The 22303-nt window shown below is 37.8% G+C and carries 19 protein-coding genes and 1 other annotated feature; of the genes, 1 reads left to right on the top strand and 18 read right to left on the bottom strand.

Features of this window, described 5'->3' with window-relative positions:
• Window positions 1–26: 26 nt before the first annotated feature.
• A complete protein-coding gene (locus ACECE_RS0204900) occupies window positions 27–605 on the bottom strand; it encodes an anti-sigma factor family protein (RefSeq protein ID WP_010244872.1) in 579 nt (192 codons plus the stop codon).
• On the bottom strand, window positions 602–1156 hold the full coding sequence (locus ACECE_RS0204905; RefSeq protein ID WP_010244875.1) for a sigma-70 family RNA polymerase sigma factor: 555 nt from the start codon (window positions 1154–1156) through the stop codon (window positions 602–604). Before ACECE_RS0204905 ends, ACECE_RS0204900 begins: the two co-directional genes overlap by 4 nt.
• 220 nt (window positions 1157–1376) lie before the next feature.
• Here ACECE_RS0204905 and ACECE_RS0204910 point away from each other — a divergent pair, with 220 nt between their 5' ends.
• On the top strand, window positions 1377–1724 hold the full coding sequence (locus ACECE_RS0204910) for a DUF192 domain-containing protein (protein WP_010244877.1): 348 nt from the start codon (window positions 1377–1379) through the stop codon (window positions 1722–1724).
• Between the two features lie 92 nt (window positions 1725–1816).
• Here ACECE_RS0204910 and tuf read toward each other — a convergent pair whose 3' ends face one another.
• The 16 genes from tuf to ilvD form a co-directional block, all read right to left on the bottom strand.
• The gene (gene tuf / locus ACECE_RS0204915) at window positions 1817–3019 is read right to left on the bottom strand and encodes an elongation factor Tu (protein WP_010244880.1); all 1203 of its coding nucleotides are present in this window, start codon (window positions 3017–3019) and stop codon (window positions 1817–1819) included.
• Between the two features lie 133 nt (window positions 3020–3152).
• Window positions 3153–5231 carry an elongation factor G gene (fusA, locus tag ACECE_RS0204920; RefSeq protein WP_010244884.1) on the bottom strand — a complete coding sequence of 693 codons (2079 nt, stop codon included), beginning with the start codon at window positions 5229–5231 and terminating at the stop codon, window positions 3153–3155.
• Window positions 5232–5297: 66 nt separating this feature from the next.
• The gene (rpsG, locus tag ACECE_RS0204925) at window positions 5298–5768 is read right to left on the bottom strand and encodes a 30S ribosomal protein S7 (RefSeq protein ID WP_010244887.1); all 471 of its coding nucleotides are present in this window, start codon (window positions 5766–5768) and stop codon (window positions 5298–5300) included.
• Window positions 5769–5937: 169 nt separating this feature from the next.
• Window positions 5938–6369: a 30S ribosomal protein S12 gene (rpsL, locus tag ACECE_RS0204930; protein ID WP_010244889.1), complete on the bottom strand. Its 432-nt coding sequence runs from the start codon at window positions 6367–6369 to the stop codon at window positions 5938–5940.
• Between the two features lie 115 nt (window positions 6370–6484).
• On the bottom strand, window positions 6485–6727 hold the full coding sequence (locus ACECE_RS0204935) for a ribosomal L7Ae/L30e/S12e/Gadd45 family protein (protein WP_010244892.1): 243 nt from the start codon (window positions 6725–6727) through the stop codon (window positions 6485–6487).
• Between the two features lie 263 nt (window positions 6728–6990).
• The gene (rpoC, locus tag ACECE_RS0204940; protein ID WP_010244895.1) at window positions 6991–10488 is read right to left on the bottom strand and encodes a DNA-directed RNA polymerase subunit beta'; all 3498 of its coding nucleotides are present in this window, start codon (window positions 10486–10488) and stop codon (window positions 6991–6993) included.
• A gap of 19 nt (window positions 10489–10507) precedes the next feature.
• Window positions 10508–14263 carry a DNA-directed RNA polymerase subunit beta gene (rpoB, locus tag ACECE_RS0204945; protein ID WP_026073701.1) on the bottom strand — a complete coding sequence of 1252 codons (3756 nt, stop codon included), beginning with the start codon at window positions 14261–14263 and terminating at the stop codon, window positions 10508–10510.
• 727 nt (window positions 14264–14990) lie between these two features.
• Entirely contained in the window at window positions 14991–15368 is a 378-nt protein-coding gene (rplL, locus tag ACECE_RS0204950; RefSeq protein ID WP_010244902.1) for a 50S ribosomal protein L7/L12, read from the bottom strand.
• A gap of 52 nt (window positions 15369–15420) precedes the next feature.
• Window positions 15421–15954, bottom strand: coding sequence for a 50S ribosomal protein L10 (gene rplJ / locus ACECE_RS0204955; RefSeq protein WP_010244904.1), 534 nt, complete (start codon window positions 15952–15954; stop codon window positions 15421–15423).
• A 36-nt stretch (window positions 15955–15990) separates the two neighbouring features.
• Window positions 15991–16136: a sequence feature (ribosomal protein L10 leader region), on the bottom strand.
• Between the two features lie 68 nt (window positions 16137–16204).
• On the bottom strand, window positions 16205–16900 hold the full coding sequence (gene rplA / locus ACECE_RS0204960; protein WP_010244908.1) for a 50S ribosomal protein L1: 696 nt from the start codon (window positions 16898–16900) through the stop codon (window positions 16205–16207).
• A 77-nt stretch (window positions 16901–16977) separates the two neighbouring features.
• Window positions 16978–17403: a 50S ribosomal protein L11 gene (gene rplK / locus ACECE_RS0204965; RefSeq protein ID WP_010244911.1), complete on the bottom strand. Its 426-nt coding sequence runs from the start codon at window positions 17401–17403 to the stop codon at window positions 16978–16980.
• A 119-nt stretch (window positions 17404–17522) separates the two neighbouring features.
• Window positions 17523–18056: a transcription termination/antitermination protein NusG gene (gene nusG / locus ACECE_RS0204970; protein ID WP_010244914.1), complete on the bottom strand. Its 534-nt coding sequence runs from the start codon at window positions 18054–18056 to the stop codon at window positions 17523–17525.
• Window positions 18057–18111: 55 nt separating this feature from the next.
• Window positions 18112–18336 (bottom strand): preprotein translocase subunit SecE, encoded by a 225-nt coding sequence (gene secE, locus ACECE_RS0204975; protein WP_010244917.1) that lies wholly within the window; start codon window positions 18334–18336, stop codon window positions 18112–18114.
• Between the two features lie 64 nt (window positions 18337–18400).
• The gene (gene rpmG, locus ACECE_RS0204980) at window positions 18401–18550 is read right to left on the bottom strand and encodes a 50S ribosomal protein L33 (RefSeq protein WP_010244919.1); all 150 of its coding nucleotides are present in this window, start codon (window positions 18548–18550) and stop codon (window positions 18401–18403) included.
• Between the two features lie 235 nt (window positions 18551–18785).
• Window positions 18786–20453 (bottom strand): biosynthetic-type acetolactate synthase large subunit, encoded by a 1668-nt coding sequence (gene ilvB, locus ACECE_RS0204985; RefSeq protein ID WP_010244924.1) that lies wholly within the window; start codon window positions 20451–20453, stop codon window positions 18786–18788.
• Window positions 20454–20467: 14 nt separating this feature from the next.
• A complete protein-coding gene (ilvD, locus tag ACECE_RS0204990) occupies window positions 20468–22132 on the bottom strand; it encodes a dihydroxy-acid dehydratase (RefSeq protein ID WP_010244925.1) in 1665 nt (554 codons plus the stop codon).
• Window positions 22133–22303: the final 171 nt, after the last annotated feature.

Consider the following 22303-nt stretch of genomic DNA (forward strand, 5'->3'; position numbering starts at 1 on the left):
GCTCCTCTTTTTGATCATTTTTTTCGTTATTCATTTTGTAATAAATTTGCCGATTTCTTATCATTATTTTGTATTTCATTAACAGTATAAGCTTTGGACATAGTCGCTATTACTACCAACCCCATTAAAACATAGTAAATATCCTTAAACGTAGAATTAAAACAATACGCAATACGTATAAACATTTTTACCCCAAATTCAATATTACTTAGAACACCATACACAGTATAAGTGATACTTACAGGAATTCCAACGTATTTCATAATTTCTAAAATGTAATCCTTCATGAAGATCGCACAAATTATCAATCCAAAAGTCAAAAAAATACTTGATAGAAAATATAAAAGAATAAGCTTCTTTTCTTTTTTAATTTTCTGATAGTCGTCCATCAAGTTAATTCTACTCATCACTGTTATTTCAAAATCATCAGGTGGTTCAATTCCCTTGTCTTCTTCTAGGGATTTTACAATACTGTCATATTCCTGAAACTCTGCACAGCATACATTGCACTTGTTAATATGATGAATCAGTTCTGCATGCTCAGAATCGCTTAATTCACCATCTAAGTACTTCATAATATATTCATTAGATTGATTACAGTTCATAGAATTCCCTCCTTTCTTTCGGCAGATAGTTTTTCCTTAAGCATCTGCCTGGCTCTAAACAACCTGTTTTTTATAATAGTCATAGGCTCATTAAGAACCTTTGTCATCTCTTCGTATGAAAGTCCGTTCTTGTGGTAAAGTATTAATGGTACACGATATTTTTCAGGCAATTTCGAAAGTTCGTAATTAACTCTATCGCTTTGCTCACGTTTTAAGTAACTTGATTCAGGAGTATCTATATCACTGGAAACACCTACAGCCTCGTCAATAGGCATTGTATCAACCTTTTTCTTTCTAATAACATCCAAACAATAGTTTGTCGCAATTTTAACCGACCATGTTGAAAACTTGTACTGAGGGTCGTACTTATCCAATGCCCTGTATATTCTTATAAATACCTCTTGTGCTATATCGTTGACTTCTTCCTTATTATTAATCATATTATATATAACATTATATATCAACCTTTTATATTTTGTAATCAACTCGGAAAATGCTTCCTTATCACCTGCAAGGCATCTTTTTACAATCACAATATCCAGCGTTTCCAATAATATCTCACCTCCCCCTGTTTCAATAAATAGCAACAAATGATATAATATAAATATATTATTTTAATTTTCACTTAATCTTATTTACGCATTTAAATCTATTTTGTCTGATTCAAAATTTTTAATCCATGATATAATTATAGCTTAGATGCTATCAACTTCATAGAGTCCCATATGTAGTTACACATGCAAACAAATTTATTATAGGAATGGTGATTATATGATAGTTAAAAATGTTACTAAAAGCAGCATTTTATCAGATGATTTAAGTGTAGCCAACACCTTCTTCAAACGTTTTATGGGATTAATGTTCAAGCAGGAATTGCCTCATGGGAAAGGACTTCATATCGTTCCCTGCAATTCAATTCATATGTGTTTTATGAATTTTCCATTAGATATAATTTTCTTAAGCAAAGATATGGAGATCATAAGTATTATTGAAGGTATTAAGCCCTGGAAGGTTTCGCCAATCATCTCTAAGTCATATTCTGTATTGGAACTCCCCTTTGGAACAATAGCCCAAACCAATTCTAGTATTGGTGATGAGTTAGTTATTTTACCACTGTAATTTCCTTGATACAAGAAAAATAAAACAACCATAATTTCCTTAACATTAAAAAAAGGACCGGATAAATTATCCGATCCTTCTTTTATAAAATATTATTCAATGATCTTATTAACGTTTCCTGATCCAACAGTTCTTCCACCTTCACGGATAGCGAACTTTAATCCTTCGTCCATAGCTATTGGAGTGATCAGTTTGATTTTCATAGTGATGTGGTCACCAGGCATAACCATTTCTGTTCCTGCTGGAAGTTCAACAACACCAGTAACGTCTGTTGTTCTGAAATAGAACTGTGGTCTGTAGTTGTTGAAGAATGGAGTATGTCTTCCACCTTCTTCTTTAGTTAAAACGTAAACCTGAGCTTCGAAATAAGTATGAGGTTTGATTGAACCTGGTTTTGCAAGAACCTGACCTCTTTCGATATCAGCTCTTTGAATACCTCTTAAGAGAGCTCCGATATTGTCACCAGCAACAGCTGAATCAAGAAGTTTTCTGAACATTTCTATACCAGTAACAACAGTTTTCTTAGGAGCTTCCATCAAACCAACGATTTCAACTTCATCTCCAACTTTAAGTGTACCGTTTTCAACTCTACCTGTAGCAACAGTACCACGACCTGTGATTGAGAAAACATCCTCTACAGGCATGATAAATGGCTTGTCAGTAGCTCTTTCAGGAGTTGGTATATAAGCATCAACTTGTGCCATCAAATTCATAATTGGCTGATATTCTGGTGCACTAACATCTGTAGCAGTTGATTCAAGAGCAACAAGTGCTGAACCTCTAACGATCGGAATATCATCACCAGGGAACTCATATGAGGATAATAATTCTCTAAGTTCCATTTCAACTAACTCGATAAGTTCTTCGTCATCAACCATATCACATTTGTTTAAGAAAACAACTATGTATGGAACACCAACCTGACGAGACAAAAGAATGTGTTCTCTTGTCTGTGGCATAGGACCATCAGCAGCAGAAACAACAAGGATAGCTCCATCCATCTGAGCAGCACCAGTGATCATGTTTTTAACATAGTCAGCGTGGCCTGGGCAGTCAACGTGAGCGTAGTGTCTGTTGTCAGTTTCATACTCAACGTGAGCTGTTGAAATAGTGATACCTCTTTCTCTTTCTTCTGGAGCCTTGTCGATTTGGTCATATGCAGAGTAACTTGCCTTACCGAGGAAGCTCAATACTTTTGTTATAGCTGCAGTTAATGAAGTCTTACCATGGTCAACGTGACCTATTGTTCCAATATTAACGTGGGGTTTGCTTCTTTCAAATTTAGCTTTTGCCATTGTTAATTCTCCTCCTTTGTCAGTAATAATACTGATTTTTATTAGTTAACTATAATTATTTTTTACAGGGAATACACAGGTATTGTATATTCCCTGATTATTACTTATTTATTCTGCCATTATATACGGTCGATTATTTGCCTACTCTACCGCTAATAACAGATTCCTGAATGTTCCTAGGAACTTCTTCGAAATGGCTTATCTGCATTGTGAAGACACCTCTACCCTGTGTTCTTGAACGCAAAGTAGTTGCATATCCGAACATTTCAGACAATGGAACATTACAATTTATAACCTGTGCTCCATTGCGGGCTTCCATACCTTCGATTCTTCCTCTTCTTGAGTTCAAATCTCCCATTACGTCACCCATGTATTCTTCAGGAACTGTAACACTAACCTTCATTATAGGCTCAAGAAGAACAGGATCTGCCTTCCTCATACCATCCTTAAACGCCATGGAACCAGCTATCTTAAACGCCATTTCTGAAGAGTCAACTTCATGGTATGAACCGTCATAAAGAGTACACTTGATATCCACAACAGGATAGCCGCCTAATACACCAGTATTCATTGCTTCCTGAATACCAGCATCGATTGGTCCTATATATTCCTTTGGAACAACACCACCAACGATTTTGTTAACAAACTCATAACCTGCTCCTGGCTCTCTTGGCTCCATTTCGATCCAACAGTGACCATACTGTCCTCTACCACCTGACTGTCTGACAAACTTACCTTCAGACTTGATAGTCTTTCTGATAGTCTCTTTGTATGCAACCTGTGGATTACCAACGTTAGCTTCAACTTTGAATTCTCTCATCATACGGTCAACGATGATTTCAAGATGCAATTCACCCATACCTTCGATTATAGTTTGTCCGCTATCTGGATCTGTATGCGTTCTGAAAGTCGGATCCTCTTCTGCAAGTTTTGCAAGAGCGAATCCCATCTTATCCTGTCCAGCTTTTGACTTCGGTTCAATAGCAACTGATATAACAGGTTCTGGGAACTCCATGGATTCTAATATAACAGGGCTTCCTTCTTCACACAAAGTATCACCTGTAGTAGTATCCTTGAGACCAACAGCTGCAGCTATATCCCCAGAGTATACCATTTCAATTTCTTCTCTGTGGTTTGCGTGCATCTGAAGAATTCTACCTATTCTTTCCCTTTTACCTTTAGTTGCATTTAAAACATATGAACCAGAGGATATTTTACCTGAATATACTCTAAAGAAGCAAAGTTTTCCTACAAAAGGGTCAGTCATTATCTTAAATGCCAATGCAGCAAATGGAGCATCGTCATCAGACTTTCTTTCAATTTCAGTTTCTCCATCATCAGCTACACCTTTTATAGCAGGTATATCAAGCGGTGATGGCATGTAGTCTATAACTGCATCAAGTAGATTCTGAACTCCCTTGTTTTTGTATGAAGAACCACATATAACTGGTATCATGCTAACACTAATTGTAGCTTTTCTGATACCTTTTTTGATTTCCTCTAAAGTAAGCTCTTCGCCATCAAGGTATTTCACCATAAGTTCTTCTTCTTGCTCAGCAACAGCCTCAATAAGAATATTCCTATATTCAGCAGCTAATTCCTTCATATCATCTGGAATCTCTCTTTCTTCAATTACTTTTCCGAGGTCATCCATGTAATATTCTGCTTTCATAGTTACAAGGTCAATAATTCCTAAGAATTGATCTTCCTTACCTATTGGCAGTTGAATAGGAACAGCATTTGCCTGAAGTCTTTCCTTCATCATCTTTACAACATTATAGAAGTCGGCTCCCATTATGTCCATCTTATTGACATATGCCATACGAGGAACATGATATCTGTCAGCCTGCCTCCATACTGTCTCTGATTGTGGCTCAACTCCGCCTTTAGCACAAAATACAGTAACAGATCCGTCAAGAACACGAAGTGATCTCTCAACTTCAACTGTAAAGTCAACGTGCCCCGGCGTATCTATAATATTTATTCTATTTCCTTTCCATTGAGCAGTAGTAGCGGCAGAAGTAATTGTTATACCTCTTTCCTGCTCCTGCTCCATCCAGTCCATAGTTGCAGCACCTTCATGAACTTCACCTATCTTATGAACTTTACCGGTATAGAATAGAATACGCTCAGTAGTAGTTGTTTTACCTGCATCTATGTGAGCCATAATTCCAATATTTCTGGTATTTTCTAAACTAAATTGCCTGGGCATTTCTACCTTCCTTTCAAAACATCACTTTCATATATCAGTGACTTTGTCCATATAGTAAATTGAAAATTACCATCTGTAATGTGCAAAAGCCTTATTAGCTTCGGCCATCTTATGTGTATCTTCTTTCTTCTTGTAAGCTCCACCCAAGTTGTTAGTTGCATCAAGTATTTCACCAGCGAGTCTTTCTCTCATAGTTCTCTCGCCTCTTTGTCTTGAATAATTAACTAACCATCTTAAGCCTAATGCTTGCCTTCTTTCAGGTCTAACTTCCATAGGAACCTGATAAGTAGCACCACCTACTCTTCTTGCTTTTACTTCAAGAACTGGCATAATATTGTTTAAAGCTTGTTCAAAAACTTCAAGCGGATCTTTACCAGTTTTTTCTTTGATGATGTCAAAAGCTTCATAACAAATCTTTTGAGCAACACCTTTCTTACCGTCTTCCATTATATTATTAACAAGTTTTGTAACAACCTTATCATTATAAATCGGATCCGGTAATACATCCCTTTTTGCTATATATCCTTTTCTTGGCACCTTTCTTCCCTCCTTCTTATGATATAAACATATCATCGGTACTCGCGGACAAAAACTTTGTTTGCCCGTCGTCAGTGCTGTGTACATGCTAATATAATATATATAAAACAACGTACTAAGCACTATTAAATTTTACTACCATACATCGCGCAAAGCACGTTATATGATCTTACTTTTTAGCTGCAGCTCCAGGCTTTGGCCTCTTAGCACCATATTTTGACCTTGATTGCATTCTCTTTGCAACTCCGGCAGTATCGAGTGTTCCACGAATAATATGATACCTAACCCCTGGTAAGTCTTTTACCCTTCCTCCTCTTATAAGAACAACACTGTGTTCCTGAAGATTGTGGCCTATACCAGGAATATAAGCTGTTACTTCAATACCGTTAGTTAAACGAACCCTTGCAACCTTTCTTAAAGCTGAGTTAGGTTTCTTAGGTGTTGTTGTTTTAACTACAGTACAAACTCCTCTTTTTTGTGGACTACTCAAATCTGTAGTCTTCTTCTGCAAAGAATTGAATCCTTTTTGCAAAGCAGGAGCAGTTGATTTCTTATCAAGGGTTTGTCTCCCTTTTCTAACTAACTGGTTAAACGTTGGCATTTTTTCACCTCCTTTAAATAATATGTAATCTATTCAAAATCTCAAGGGCATTCGCCCCATCTGACTTTATAGCATTTGTTCAGTAACTTCCTGTGATAAAACAATGATTATAAAATCATTTAAGCGTACATGCAACAGCAGCCCCAACATCTATGTTACAGGCTTTACCAAGCAGTTTCATTGTGTCAACATACACAACCTGTACATTGTCTTTTTTACACAACTCTATTACTTTGCCAACAACACGCTCATCTGCATCTCGGGCAATAAAAACCACCTTGGCTGCACCTTTTTCAATTGTCTTTATGGTCTGCTTTACTCCAACTGTTATATTTCCGTCCCTTAAGCTTTCAATCACCTTTTACCTCCTAGCCAGTATCAGGCTTTGCACGAAAAACTTAAACTTTTTAGCTACAAATCCATAATATATGTTGCAATTGCCTTAATATATAGAAATCACAATTTTACATACTGCAATATTTTATCACCGCTATTCTTATTTTGTCAAGGTATATAATAAAAAATAACCCGCCGCCTATTTATATTTAAAATTCGATTTTCGGGTAAATACTTCGAAAAAGCAAAAAAATCTCGTACCCATTTGAGTACGAGATTTTTTTATTATTCAGTTACAGTACTTATGCTTATATCCTTATACCTACTCATACCAGTTCCTGCAGGTATAAGCTTACCAATTATTACGTTTTCTTTTAATCCAACCAATGGATCTATCTTTCCTTTTATTGCAGCTTCGGTCAATACTCTGGTTGTTTCCTGGAATGAAGCCGCTGACAGGAATGACTCGGTAGCAAGTGATGCCTTGGTGATTCCAAGCAGCGAACGTTTACCAACTGCTGGTCTCTTGCCTTCTGCCGTCACCTTAGCGTTCTCTTCTTCAAAGTCGAACACATCCACAAGTCCGCCAGGCAGAAGTGTTGTATCACCTGCATCATCTACCTTAACTTTTCTTAACATCTGTCTTACGATAACTTCTATATGCTTATCGTTGATATCAACACCCTGGAGTCTGTAAACTCTCTGAACTTCATGGAGAAGATATGACTGAACTCCAACTATACCTTTAATCTTGAGGATATCGTGCGGGTTTACAGAACCTTCTGTCAACTCATCTCCAGCTTCAACAAGATCCCCATCCAATACTTTTATTCTGGAACCATATGGAATCAAGTAATTCTTTGCCTCACCTTCATTGGATGTAACAACAACTTCTCTCTTCTTTTTTGATTCCACTATCTTAACAGTACCGTTTAATTCAGATATTATTGCCAATCCTTTTGGTTTTCTTGCTTCAAAAAGTTCCTCAACACGAGGCAAACCTTGTGTTATGTCATCACCGGCAACACCACCGGTGTGGAAGGTTCTCATTGTAAGCTGTGTTCCAGGTTCACCTATAGACTGAGCTGCTATAATACCAACTGCTTCACCCACGTTACATTCTTCGCCTGTTGCAAGGTTTGCACCGTAGCATTTAGCACACACACCATATTCGGAATGGCATGTCAGTACCGATCTTATCTTTACTCTCTTCATGCCGCTTTTTACAATCATGCTGGCATCTTTTTCAGTGATCATTTTATCAGCAGTAACCAATACTTCACCAGTTTCAGGATGAACAATGTTTCCTGCTGGATATCTTCCTACAAGTCTTTCTGCAAGTTCTTCTATTATTTCGTTACCATCCTTGACATCCCCAACTTCGATGCCTTTTCTTGTTCCACAGTCAATTTCCCTTACTATAACATCCTGACTAACGTCAACAAGACGTCTAGTCAAGTAACCAGAGTCAGCCGTTCTTAAAGCGGTATCGGCAAGACCTTTTCTAGCTCCGTGGGTTGATATGAAGAACTCCATAACGTTAAGACCCTCACGGAAGTTAGCCTTGATTGGAACCTCGATTGTTTTACCGGAGGTATCGGCCATAAGACCTCTCATACCTGCCAGCTGTTTAATCTGGTTAATGTTACCTCTCGCTCCTGACTGTGACATCATGTACACAGGATTAAATCTGTCAAGGTTGCTAATAAGGGCCTGTGTAATGATTTCTGAAGCTTCATTCCAGCAGGCTATAACTGAGTTATATCTTTCTTCGTCAGATATAAGACCTCTCTTATATTGTCTTAATATGTTTTCTATCTTATCTTCAGTTTCTTTTATATGTTTTGCTTTAACTTCAGGGACAACCATATCAGATACACCTATTGTAATTGCACCTCTGGTTGAATATTTGAAACCCTTCGCCTTAATTACATCAAGAAGCTTTGCGGTATCAGTAATTCCATGAACCCTGATGCTCTTTTCAATTATTTTCTTAAGTTCACTTTTTCCGACAATAAAGTCTATTTCAAGGTCGAAAGCTTTATCAGGATTTGATCTGTCTACAAAACCAAGATCCTGCGGTATGCCCTCGTTAAAGAGCATTCTTCCTATCGTACATTGAATAATTTTTGACTTTTCTACTCCATCAATAACTTTTTTCACTCTTATTTTTACAAGGGAATGAAGTGTTATATCTCCATTTTCATAAGCCATAACAGCTTCATCCAGACTTCCGAAAACTTTACCTTCGCCTTTTGAGCCTTCTTTGACTATAGTCATATAGTAGCTTCCAAGAACCATGTCCTGAGTTGGAACCGCAACCGGTTTTCCATCCTGAGGTTTTAAAAGGTTGTTGGCTGAAAGCATCAAGAACCTTGCTTCAGCTTGTGCTTCAGCAGATAGAGGTACGTGCACAGCCATCTGGTCTCCGTCGAAGTCGGCATTATACGCTGTACAAACCAATGGATGAAGTTTTAACGCTCTACCTTCTACCAATACCGGTTCAAATGCCTGAATCCCAAGTCTGTGAAGTGTTGGAGCACGGTTTAGAAGTACAGGATGTTCTTTGATAACTTCCTCCAATACGTCCCAAACTTCATTTTTTACCCTCTCAACCATTCTCTTTGCACTTTTAATATTATGTGCAAGCCCATCATTTACAAGCTTTTTCATAACAAACGGTTTAAACAATTCCAAAGCCATTTCTTTCGGTAGTCCACATTGGTATATCTTAAGCTCAGGACCTACAACGATAACCGAACGTCCGGAATAGTCAACACGTTTTCCAAGAAGGTTTTGTCTGAAACGCCCTTGTTTACCTTTCAGCATATCTGAAAGTGATTTCAATGGTCTGTTTCCAGGACCTGTTACCGGTCTGCCTCTTCTTCCGTTATCAATAAGCGCATCTACAGCCTCTTGAAGCATTCTCTTTTCATTTCTTACGATGATATCAGGAGCCCCAAGGTCTAAGAGTCTCTTAAGCCTGTTATTTCTGTTAATCACTCTTCTATACAAATCATTTAAGTCTGATGTTGCAAACCTGCCACCATCCAACTGAACCATAGGTCTTAATTCCGGCGGAATTACAGGAACTACGTCCAGTATCATCCACTCTGGCTTGTTAGTCGACTGTTTAAAAGCTTCTACAACTTCCAATCTCTTAATAGTTCTAATTCTCTTTTGCCCTGAACTATCATTAAGATCTGCTCTCAATTCTTTTGACTGTGCTTCCAGATCAATTTCAGCAAGGAGTTCTTTAATTGCCTCTGCTCCCATTCCTGCCTTAAACTTATGCCCAAACTTTTCAACACTGTCTCTATATTCTTTCTCAGACAATATTTGCTTCTTGGAAAGCGGTGTCTGTCCAGGATCAATTACAACATAGGAGGCAAAATACAATACCTTTTCAAGAGCTCTTGGTGACATATCAAGTAATAAACCCATTCTGCTAGGTATTCCCTTAAAGTACCATATATGAGACACTGGAGCAGCAAGTTCAATATGCCCCATTCTCTCTCTTCTAACCTTTGAACGAGTTACTTCAACTCCGCATCGGTCACACACGATTCCCTTGTATCTTATCCTCTTATATTTACCACAATGACATTCCCAGTCTTTCTGTGGACCAAATATTCTCTCGCAAAAAAGACCATCTCTTTCCGGTTTTAAGGTCCTGTAGTTTATTGTCTCAGGCTTTTTTACTTCACCTTTGGACCATTCCCTAATCTTCTCCGGAGAAGACAAACCAATTTTCATTGAATCAAAATTATTAAGTTCAAACACGGCCTTTTCTCCCTTCTATTTAAAATTCACCATCATCATCGAAACCGTCATCTAAGTCATCATCCATAAAGAGATCTTCATCAAGACTGCTTTCATCAAGATTCTCTTCATGTTTTATATCATCAGCTAAATCAGATAATTCAAACTCATCTGAATCCAAATCCTCATCAATAATGTCCTCGGTTACATCATCAAATTCTCCCATAGGAATTTCATCTTCTCTGCCTTCAATGTTTACATTGAGCTCTTCGAGATCATCTTCAACAGATTCCTTGATTGCGATTTCTTCCTGCTCTTCAGAGTAAACTTTAACATCAAGGCATAAGCTCTGTAACTCTTTGATCAAAACCTTGAATGATTCAGGTATTCCAGGCTCAGGAACATTCTCTCCCTTAACAATGGCCTCATATGTCTTAACCCTACCTACAACGTCGTCAGACTTAACTGTAAGTATTTCTTGGAGTGTATATGCAGCACCATATGCTTCAAGGGCCCAAACTTCCATTTCTCCGAATCTCTGTCCTCCGAACTGAGCTTTACCACCAAGTGGCTGCTGCGTAACAAGGGAGTATGGTCCGGTTGAACGAGCATGTATCTTATCATCAACGAGATGGGCAAGTTTTAATATATACATGTATCCAACGGTAACCCTGTTTTCAAAAGGCAATCCAGTTCTTCCGTCATACAAAACAGTCTTACCGTCTTCTGAAAGACCTGCTTTCTTAAGCGTCTCAACTATATCCTCTTCCGTTGCACCATCAAAAACTGGAGTAGCTATCTTCCACCCAAGTGCCTTTGCGGCAAAACCAAGATGGACTTCCAGCACCTGACCGATATTCATACGTGAAGGAACGCCAAGAGGGTTAAGTACTATTTGAAGCGGTGTACCGTCCGGTAAGAATGGCATATCCTCTTCAGGGAGTATTCTTGAGATAACCCCCTTATTTCCGTGTCTTCCTGCCATCTTGTCTCCAACGGATATCTTTCTCTTTTGTGCAATATATACTCTAACAAGTTGATTTACTCCAGGTGAGAGTTCATCTCCATTTTCCCTTGTAAATACTTTAACATCAACAATAATACCAGATTCACCATGAGGTACACGCAATGAAGTATCTCTAACTTCTCTTGCCTTTTCACCAAAGATAGCTCTCAAGAGTCTTTCCTCTGCCGTTAACTCAGTTTCACCCTTTGGTGTTACTTTTCCGACAAGAATATCTCCTGACCTTACCTCAGCTCCAACTCTTATAATACCTCTGTCATCCAAATCTTTCAGTGAGTCTTCACTAACGTTTGGAATTTCTCTGGTTATTTCTTCAGGTCCTAATTTTGTATCCCTTGATTCTGCTTCATACTCTTCAATGTGAATTGATGTAAATACATCTTCTTTAACAAGTTTTTCACTAATTAGTATAGCATCCTCGTAGTTATATCCTTCCCAGGTCATAAACCCGATCAGAATATTTCTTCCTAATCCAATTTCTCCCTTATCTGTTGAAGGACCGTCAGCGATTACATCACCTTTTTCTACTTCTTCACCTTTTCTTACAATAGGCTTCTGATTAATACAAGTACCCTGATTTGATCTCAAATACTTTAATAGCTTGTAAATATCTCTTTTGCCTTCTTTAGTCCTTATAACTATTTCACTGGCGCTTACCTTTTCAATTATACCGGGGTTCTTTGCCAGTACACAAACTCCTGAATCTTTTGCTGCTTTATACTCTATTCCGGTTCCTACTATAGGAGAATCTGTCCTTATAAGCGGCACAGCCTGACGCTGCATGTTCGCACCCATAAGCGCACGGTTAGCATCGTCATTTTCAAGGAACGGGATCATAGATGTAGCAACAGAAACTATCTGCTTTGGAGATACGTCCATAAAGTCAACTTTTGATGGTTCAACCTCAAGGAATTCTTCTCTTGCTCTACATACTACTTTCTTATCAAGGAATTTTCCTTCTTCATCAAGAGGCTCATTTGCCTGAGCTACAATAAACGCATCCTCTTCGTCAGCTGTCAGGTATACTATTTCATTAGTAACCTTTAATGTTTCCTTATCTACCCTTCTATATGGAGCCTCAATAAATCCGTACTCATTAACCCTGGCAAATGTACTTAACGAACCTATAAGACCTATGTTCGGTCCTTCAGGGGTTTCTATAGGACACATACGACCATAGTGAGAGTGGTGAACGTCACGAACTTCGAATCCTGCTCTTTCTCTGCTAAGTCCTCCAGGTCCTAAGGCACTCAATCTTCTCTTATGAGTCAGTTCCGCAAGAGGATTGGTCTGATCCATAAATTGTGACAACTGGCTGCTTCCAAAAAACTCTTTGATAGCTGCAGCAACAGGCCTAATATTTATAAGAGCCTGAGGAGTTACAATATCAATGTCCTGGATAGTCATTCTTTCCCTAACTACCCTCTCCATTCTTGCAAGACCTATTCTGAACTGATTCTGTAAGAGTTCTCCAACAGAACGAAGTCTTCTGTTGCCTAGATGGTCTATATCGTCAACCTGTCCGACTCCATAACTTAATGTAATTATATAGTTTATTGAAGATATAATATCTTCAACAGTAATGTACTTTGGAATTAACTCGTCAACCTTTTCCTTAATTGCCTTTTTCAATTCTTCAGTATCTTTATCCTTGTTCTCTTCAAGAACTGTTTTAAGTACACTTAATTTGACCTTTTCGTTGAATCCGATTTCCTTAGGATCAAAATCAACGTAGCTCTTTAGGTCAACCATTCCGTTACCCATAACCTTTAATTTCTTACCTTCAATATTCAGGTAAACAGCATTAACACCTGCATTCTGGATAACTTCTGCTTTTTGTCTACTTATTTTTTCACCTTCAGCTACTATTACTTCACCTGTTTCAGGATCAATAATATTTTCAGCAGCCAAAAATCCATTGATTCTAGAAGCAATGGAAAGCTTCTTATTAAACTTAAATCTTCCAAACTTTGCAAGATCATATCTTTTAGGGTCAAAGAACAATCCAAACAAAAGGGAACGTGCGCTTTCAACAGTTGGAGGTTCACCTGGTCTCAATCTTTTGTAGATTTCCAATAAACCTTCATCTTCTGTTTTTGCACTGTCTTTTTGGATAGTTGCAATAATTCTTTCGTCCTCACCAAGAAGTTCTGTAATTTCCAGGTCAGTACCATATCCTAAAGCTCTAAGCAAAACTGTTATAGGAAGCTTTCTTGTTCTATCAATTCTTACAGACATAACATCATTTGAGTCCGTTTCATACTCAAGCCATGCTCCCCTGTTAGGAATGACTGTGTTAGAATACAACTGCTTTCCTATTTTATCAAATTTCATAGCATAGTAAATTCCAGGTGACCTTACCAACTGGCTTACTATAACCCTCTCAGCTCCGTTAATAATAAATGTTCCGTTGTCAGTCATAAGAGGGAAATCTCCCATAAATATTTCCTGCTCTTTGACTTCTCCGGTTTCCTTGTTAATCAGACGCACTTTTACCTTTAATGGAGCAGAGTAAGTTGCATCCCTTTCCTTGCACTCTTCGACACTGTATTTTGGATTGTCGTCAATGGAGTAGTCAACAAAATCTAAAATCAAATTTCCGGTATAGTCAGTAATAGGCGAAACATCTCTAAACACTTCTCTTAATCCATCATCAAGAAATTGAATGTATGAATTTCTCTGGATTTCAATAAGATTCGGCATATCAATGACTTCGTCAATCTTGGAATAACTCATTCTTACGTTTCTTCCCAGTCGCACGGGATGTACCATCAAAAATCACCTCATAATATTAGACTTTTGCAACGGTGCTTTTTAAGCACAAAAGGATTTAATACATACAACCCTTTAGTAACACCTCTTTTAAGTGAATCAAAAGAGTCAAAAGCAGAGGAACTCAACACTCCATAGCTTTTATTTCTTCAAAAGGAAACTATGTATTTTGTGTAACATAATTAAGAAGTTAAGGAATAGCTAAAATATTACTTTGGATTTTTCAAACAGTGTAGCTTATTTGGGTTAAATAAGACTACCCTGCAAAATTATAGCCAAAGTTATATTTTCATCATTCCTAAGTAAATATTAAACGTCCTTTTTTAAAATCTATAAATTAATACAAAGCTTTATGGGCCCTGTAGTATTCAAAAATAATGCAAGTATATTTTTTCATTATGTACATATACTAATCCATATGTAAAATGGTTTGAACATTAAATTATTATTAACAAATATTGTCTCACTTATTCAAGTATGCTATAATTAAATAGTTGTAAAAAACAATTTTCATAAGAAAATTTTGGCACTTCAGTTTGAAATTATAACGCAGTTTATAATTCTAACATAGAAGTATCAACTTGTCAACATAGATGTTATGTATATTTAATATGACATAATTTTACATCAGCTACTAATCTTCTTTTTTACAGAATCTTTAAATAAAAAAATAATTTTAGTATAGTAAAAAGGCCCCTCACTGAGGAGCCTTTTCATTATGCTAAAATTATTTAACTTCTACAGTTGCGCCAACTTCTTTGAATTTAGCAACCATTGCATCAGCATCAGCTTTTGCAACATTTTCTTTAACTGTCTTTGGAGCGCCATCAACGAGGTCTTTTGCTTCTTTAAGTCCAAGACCAGTTATTTCTCTAACAACTTTGATAACTTTGATCTTGTCTGCGCCTGCATCCTTCAATATTACATCGAATTCAGTCTTTTCTTCAGCTGGAGCTGCTGCTGCTGCTGGAGCTGCTGCTACTGCTACTGGAGCTGCTGCTGATACACCAAATTCTTCTTCTAAAGCCTTTACCAATTCTGATAATTCTAATACTGTTAATGCCTTTACCTCTTCAATTAATTTTGTAACTTTTTCACTAGCCATTTTTATATACCTCCATTAATAATTTTAATTTTTTTGATATTTTAGAAATTCTTTAAGCATTTGCCTGTTTCTCAGCAATAGCATTTAATGCTACAACCAAACCTCTGATGTTTCCATTGAGTACATTTACGAAGCCAGTAATTGGCGCTTTCATGCTGCCAAGAGCTTTTGCCACCAATTCTTCCTTCGGTGGTAATGCAGCCAATGCCTTAATTGAATTTTCATCAAATACCTTTCCTTCAACAACACCTGCTTTTATTTGAAGCTTTTCATACTTCTTTGAGTATTCAGCTAAAATCTTTGCAGGAGCTATAACATCATTATCGCTAACAGCCATAGCAGTTGGTCCGTTAAAGTAAGGTTCGAGCTCATTAAGTCCATTTTCGTTTGCTGCAAGTTTAGTCAAAGTATTTTTTACAACAGCATACTCAACTCCAGCTTTTCTCAAAGCATTTCTAAGCTCTGTATCCTGCTCAACTGTGAGTCCTCTATAATCAGCAAAAACTATTGTTTTAGCATTTTTAATCTTATCGGATAACTCACTTACTACGTCCTTCTTTTTTGCAAGAATCTTCTCACTTGGCACTTTTAAGTCCACCTCCTTAAAACTTGATAATATAATATTAGAAATATAAAACCCCTCGTATGCTCATAGACATAGAGGGGTAATCAATCAAATTTACACTCACCTCGGTAGGAAGACCTAAATCAATTACCGCTTGCATTAATCAAGCAACCTACTGTCTATGGCAATTCACTATAAAGTTACAAAGGTTATATTATAACATTATTTCAATTTTGTAAAGACCTTTTTTAAAAACAATGTATTCCAGAAACTATTCTGAAACTTTTTGAGGATTTACCTTTATTCCAGGGCCCATTGTAGATGATACAACAACGCTCTTTAGGTATTGACCCTTTGCAGCAGTAGGCTTTGCTTTTACGATAGCAGTCATCAATGTATGGAAGTTATCGAGAAGCTTTTCTGATCCGAATGATGCTTTTCCGATAGGACAGTGGATAATATTTGTCTTGTCCAATCTGTACTCGATTTTACCTGCTTTAATATCTGCTATTGCCTTTGCTACATCCATTGTTACAGTACCTGCTTTTGGGTTAGGCATAAGGCCTTTAGGACCAAGTACTTTACCAAGTCTACCAACAACACCCATCATGTCTGGTGTTGCAACAACAACATCGAATTCAAACCAGTTGTCATTTTGTATTTTTGCAACCATATCGTCTGCACCAACGTAATCAGCGCCGCCTTGTTCTGCTTCCTTAGCCTTATCGCCTTTCGCGAAAACCAATACACGAACTTTTTTACCTGTTCCGTGAGGAAGTACAACAGCACCTCTAACCTGCTGGTCAGCATGTCTTGAGTCAACCCCAAGTCTGATATGCGCTTCTACCGTTTCATCAAACTTTGCTTTAGCAGTCTTCTGAGCTAAATCCAACGCTTCTGATGGATCATATAACTTCAATCTATCAACAACTTTAGCACTGTCTTGATATTTTTTACCTCTTTGCACGATTTTCATCTCCTTTGTGGTAATAAATTCGGAAACCTATGTTTCCTCCCACTTTACTAATTAGTAATCAAAAGTGTTTAGCCTTCAACAACTATTCCCATGCTTCTAGCAGTTCCTGCTATCATGCTCATAGCAGACTCAACGCTTGCAGCATTTAAGTCTGGCATCTTCAATTCTGCGATTTTTCTGATTTCATCTTTTGAAATCTTTGCAACCTTGTCTCTGTTAGGTCTACCGGAACCGCTTTCTATTTTGCATGCCTTCTTCAATAGAACTGAAGCTGGCGGTGTTTTTGTAATGAATGAAAAAGACCTGTCCGCATAAACTGTAATTACAACAGGGATTATTAATCCCACGTCCTTTGCAGTCTTTTCGTTAAATTCTTTACAAAATCCCATTATGTTTACGCCATGTTGTCCTAAAGCTGGTCCAACCGGTGGAGCCGGAGTTGCTTTCCCCGCAGGAATTTGAAGTTTTACATAGCCAGCAATTTTCTTAGCCATTATATCCACCTCCCAAATTTACTCGTAAAAAACCACTCTTAATGCTAAGAGTGTTTTCTACATCTCTTACTTAAAATATATAGCAAATAGAAATACACAAATAATGTAATCTCTATTATTTATATCTTCTGAATCTGGAATAACTCCAATTCAACAGGTGTTTCCCTACCAAACATTGATACAGAAACTCTTACTTTTTTCTTTTCGAAGTTTATCTCCTCAACTATTCCAATGAAGTTTTCCAATGGACCGGTAGCAACTCTTACATTATCACCGACTTCATAGTCAAGAACAGGCATAAACTCCTCAACACCCATTACCCTAACTTCTTCATCAGACAAAGGAACAGGCTTAGATCCAGGTCCAACAAATCCGGTCACACCTCTGCAATTTCTGACTACATACCATGATTCGTCAGACATTATCATTTTAACAAGAACATATCCTGGGAAGACCTTTTTCAGTGTTGCCTTTTTCTTCCCATCCTTAATCTCAATCTGCTCTTCCATTGGAACAACTATGTCCAATATATATTCCTGCATGCTCCTGTTTTCAACGATTTTTTCAAGGTTAGCCTTAACTTTGTTTTCATACCCGGAATAAGTATGAACAACATACCATTTTGCACCTTCCGGTGTATCATCTACTTGCATAAAGCCACTAGTCCTCCTTTAATAAGATTGCATGCCTCTAATAATGCTTTATGCATTATATTTTGAACACTAAAGTCCTTAAGTATCCAAAACCTGCATCAGCCAGCCAGATAATAATACCTACTAAAAAGCAAGCAATTAAAACTGTTGCCGTATTCTTTACAACCTGAACACGTGTAGGCCATACAACCTTTTTAAGTTCACTTCTAATGTCTTTAAAGAACTTTCCAATTTTGCTTCCCGCTTCAGCGGCTTTTGATGTTTTTACCTCTTCAGCCATATAAACACATCTCCATTTTTGTATTTTTAGCGTTTATCCATACCCTACTTTAGGGAAACAAAAACTATTTTGTTTCCTTATGATCAGTATGCTTACGGCAAAATCTACAGTACTTTCTCATTTCAAGTCTGTCAGGATCATTCTTCTTGTTTTTCATTGAGTCATAGTTCCTTTGCTTGCATTCCCCACATGCCAATGTAATTTTTACTCTCATCTTCAACACCTCCACGAACTTATCGTATATATCAAAAATATTTTTGCGACATAAAAAAAAGACTTACAGAGAGAAACAACCACAAGTTTAACACATTTATCTATAAAGGTCAAGGTTTTTATTGAATGTTTTCTCTTTTAGGTGCATATATATTTTGTTTAGTAAATTCTAAAAACTTCAAAGCATTATTGAGTACTACTTCACCTATACCAATACATGCTCTGAAGCTTTAATCTTACTCTTCGATCAAATCACTTATTGCCGCTCCTGGCGGAACAATCGGAAAAACCTTATCATCCCTGTCGATTTCAAAATTTATCACAACAGGTGTATCTTTTGATGACAACGCTTTCATAAGTGCCTCATCCACTTCCTCAGGTTTCCTGACATTGATACCCATCGCACCATAAGCCTCTGCGAGTGCTACAAAATTAGTGCCTCTATCTATAGTAGTGGATGAATACCTGCTGTCATAAAAAAGATTCTGCCATTGTCTTACCATTCCTAAAACATGATTATTAAATATCGCAATTATTATAGGCAGCTTATATTCAACTGCTGTTGCTATCTCATTGCAGTTCATCCTGAAGCTTCCGTCACCTGCAATATTTATAACCTTTTTGTCCGGTTTCCCGAATTGAGCTCCAATACAGGCTCCCAAACCATACCCCATCGTACCTAATCCGCCGGAAGACAGGAAATGTCTTGGCGACTTGTACTTATAAAACTGAGCCGCCCACATCTGATGCTGTCCAACTTCAGTTGTAATTATAGCATCACCTTTTGTAAGTTCATATATTCTTTCCAGAATATAGTTTGGTCTCAGTATATCATCCTTTGGATATCTTAACGGGTATAATTCCTTCCACTCATCAATTTTCTTCTTCCAATCGGAATTCTGCTTTTTTTGTACCTTTGTATTTAAATGTTTAAGGATCTTCTTTATATTTCCTACAAGAGGATAATGTACAACAATATTCTTGCCAATTTCTGCAGGATCTATATCAATATGCATTATTTTAGCTTCCGGAGCAAATCTCTTAACATCACTTATAACCCTGTCACTAAACCTGGCTCCGATAGCAATAAAAAGATCTGAATCGGATACAGCCATATTTGAGGTTTTTGTACCATGCATACCTACCATTCCGGTAAACAGTTCATGTGTTCCCGGAAATGAACCCATACCCATTAACGTTGTTGTTACAGGTATAATTGCTTTAGTAGCAAGTTCCAAAATTTCTTCATTTGCGCCTGCTATGGATACGCCTCCACCAGAAAGTATAACCGGCCTTTTTGCATTATTAATAATTTCTGCAGCCATATCTATTTCGTCTGCAGTCACTCCTATTGGCGGCTCTTCCAAATTTTTTGGCTTTTTAGGCTCGTACTCCGCTAATGCGGCAGTCACATCCTTACATACATCTATCAATACAGGCCCAGGGCGACCTTCTTTTGCAATTATGAAAGCCTCGCGAACTACGTCCGCCAGTTTTGTAACATCCTTAACTATATAGTTATGCTTGGTTATTGGAATCGTAATTCCTGTTATATCTACTTCCTGAAAAGAATCTTTCCCAAGAAGCGACGTAGCTACCTGCCCAGTTATGGCTACCATCGGAACGGAATCCATATAGGCTGTAGCTATTCCCGTAACAAGATTTGTTGCTCCGGGACCTGATGTTGCAAGGCATACCCCTACTTTACCAGTAGCCCTGGCATAGCCGTCTGCTGCATGAGAAGCCCCCTGCTCATGGGAAGTCAAAACATGCTTAATATCACCCTTAGCTTTATACAGTGCATCATATATATTTAAAACAGCACCGCCCGGAAAGCCGAAAATAGTGTCTACACCCTGTTCTTTCAGACACTCAATTAAAATCTGTGCCCCCGTAATTCTCATTTGCTCTACCTCCCTTAATTTCCCTTTAATACTGCACCGGTACTTGCAGAAGTAACGAGCTTAGCATATCTTCCGAGATATCCTTTTGTTATCTTAGGCTCAGGGGCTTTCCATGCTTTTGCTCTTTCCTTGAGTTCTGCTTCTGATACCTCAATTTCGAGCTTACCTTTTGGTATATCTATACTTATAATGTCACCCTCTTTAACCAACGCTATACAACCGCCTTCCATCGCTTCAGGAGAAACGTGGCCAATCGAGGCTCCTCTTGTCGCACCTGAAAAACGTCCATCTGTTATTAGAGCAACTGCTTTATCAAGTCCCATACCTGCTATTGCAGATGTAGGCGAGAGCATTTCTCTCATTCCAGGGCCACCTTTAGGTCCCTCATATCTTATAACTACTACATCACCTTTTTGGATTCTGCCATTATATATTGCTTCAATAACTTCTTCTTCCGAATCAAACACCCTTGCAGGGCCTTTATGAACAAGCATCTCTTCTGCAACAGCAGAACGTTTTACAACAGCACCGTCAGGAGCAAGATTACCTCTTAAAACTGCAATTCCTCCTGTTGCACTGTACGGAGCTTCGATGCTCTTAATAACATCATAATCCAAAATTTTTGCTTTGCTTATATTTTCTTCTACAGTCTTACCTGTAACTGTCAATAAATCAAGATTTAACAGATTCTTCTTTGACAGTTCGTTCATTACCGCCTGTACTCCTCCTGCTGCATATAAATCCTGAATATGATGATGCCCAGCTGGCGCAAGTTTACAGAGATTTGGAACTTTGCCGCTTATTTCATTAACTATATCAAGGTTTATCTCAACACCAGCTTCATGTGCAATAGCAGGAAGGTGCAGAATTGAATTAGTAGAGCATCCCAAAGCCATATCCACAGTCAAAGCATTTTCAAATGCCTTAGGTGTGAGTATATCCGACGGCTTTATATCCTTTTCAACAAGCTCCATAATCTTCATACCCGCCATCTTTGCAAGCCTTATTCTTTCAGCATACACGGCCGGAATAGTGCCATTTCCAGGCAAGCCCAATCCAAGAACTTCCGTCAAACAGTTCATTGAATTAGCTGTGAACATTCCTGAACAAGATCCACATCCAGGGCATGAATTATCTTCATAATCGCATACCTCTTCTTCTGTCATTTTACCGGCTTTATATGCTCCAACTGCTTCAAAAGTACTATTTAAATCCAGCTGCTTTCCGTTTCGTTTTACTGACAGCATTGGCCCCCCACTGACAACAACCGAAGGAACGTTTACTCTTGCTGCTGCCATAAGCATTCCAGGAACTATCTTGTCACAGTTTGGTATAAAAACCATTCCGTCAAAGCTATGGGCCATCCCCATAGCCTCACACGAATCAGCTATAAGCTCTCTTGTCGCGAGAGAATACTTCATGCCCACATGTCCCATAGCAATACCGTCACATACTCCTATTGCACCAAACTCTATAGGAGTACCTCCTGCCATCCTTATACCTGCCTTTACTGCTTCTGCAATCTTATCTAAATGTATATGTCCTGGTATTATCTCATTTTTTGCGTTAACAACTCCTATTAAAGGTCTTCTGATTTCTTCGTCAGTGTAACCCATTGCCTTAAAAAGTGCTCTATGCGGAGTCTTCTCAATACCCTTTTTTACTATATCACTTCTCATATTTTTCTCCTCGCTTTCAAGTTGGTAAAAATATATAAAATTTACTATAAATCTTCAAGACTTCTGACAAAAACTACAGTATGCAATGCTTACAATAATAGCCGGGTAGACCCGGCTATTATTTATTAAAACTATTTTACTACTATACAACTTGGAATGTCCAGTGTTTTA

The organism is Acetivibrio cellulolyticus CD2 (assembly GCF_000179595.2).
Classification (GTDB): domain Bacteria; phylum Bacillota; class Clostridia; order Acetivibrionales; family Acetivibrionaceae; genus Acetivibrio; species Acetivibrio cellulolyticus.